This window comes from Hyphomonas sp. GM-8P (assembly GCF_003263315.1).
Taxonomy (GTDB): Bacteria; Pseudomonadota; Alphaproteobacteria; order Caulobacterales; family Hyphomonadaceae; genus Hyphomonas.
In genome coordinates, this window is the sequence record NZ_AWFE01000008.1 from 1 (window position 1) to 1132 (window position 1132).

2 protein-coding genes are annotated in these 1132 nt (G+C 60.0%); both read right to left on the minus strand.

Translation table 11 applies throughout. The features are described from left to right. Positions 1–269 precede the first annotated feature (269 nt). Complete coding sequence (locus tag HY26_RS19170; protein WP_233351501.1) at positions 270–518, minus strand: hypothetical protein; 249 nt, start codon at positions 516–518, stop codon at positions 270–272. A gap of 243 nt (positions 519–761) precedes the next feature. Next, a partial coding sequence (locus tag HY26_RS01645; RefSeq protein WP_112072808.1) for an antirestriction protein ArdA occupies positions 762–1132 on the minus strand: 371 nt, incomplete at its 5' end.

Below are 1132 nucleotides of genomic sequence, written 5' to 3' on the forward strand. Positions count from 1 at the left end.
GACCGCGGGGGTGTCCACACATGCTGCGCGAAGAAGGCGCAAAGCGCCGGGGAAAATTCTTCGTCCGTCCGGTTTCAGGGCCGGGTCAGCGCGTCTAGGTCATACGGCAAGAGACGGGAAAAAGGGGTTAAAGACGGCCGCCGGGGAACTGAAAAGCCAACCCGCTGACATGTGTCCGGATATGTCTGCGCGACCTTGAGACGGGCGAATTTTCGATAAGCATTCTCAGGTGGCGAACCGCGCTGGCACCCGCTTCCACATGCTTGAACTCAAATGCGAAAAGCCGTCCGGGCTTGATGATAAGCCACGCAAAGCCGCTCGGCGGCTTCGCAGGTCGTTTTCAGGGCTTCGGACAGCAGCCCGTCTGCCACCTCGGTCAGGTAGGCATTGCCCGATCCCGGATAGTTCGCCTCGACACCCCAGAGGCTCGCCGCATGACGCGCAAGCTCAATCCCTTCGAACGACACCGAAAGCACAATCCCGCAATAGAACCAGTCACCCTTACGCCATGCTTCCATGATGGCGCAGCCTCCGCTTTCGCCTTCGCGAGGCGCTCGCGGTGGATCGGCCCCGGGCCGATAAAGCCCGGATCGTTGATATAGAGCGATGGCCAGAAGCCGTCCTGACGCTGATCCGGCGCGTCAGGACAATCGTCCGGCACGATCAGGGCGGTTCCCGTTAATCCATGGGCCTCGCACGTAATAGCGTCACCGGGACAGACAAAGGATGCAAAGCGTTCCGAAAATGACATGAGCCCTCCCCTATCGCGACCAGAAGATATGGACTTCTTCGAAGCCCGTCTGGAAGACGAGGATCTCTCCATTCAGCGCCATGTCGCGGGCATAGGCCTGCCAGTCGATGTAGTAGTCGAGCGAGGACGGGATTTCAGTGTCGGACTCCCGCACCAGTTCTTCGGCAAAGTCCGCCGCAGAGCGATATTCCCCGGCATAGTCCTCGAAGGCCGCGACGGCCTCATCTAGGTCATTGCCGAAATAGCCATAGACCTTCGCGCCAAGCTGGCCATGCTCACCGACAAACTCGGCCAGCGCACACACGGTTTCGAAGGACGCGTATTCAGAGAGGCTCGCGCCTTCGAAGCCCTCATAGTGTCGGGTAACAGGTCGGCGTTGCC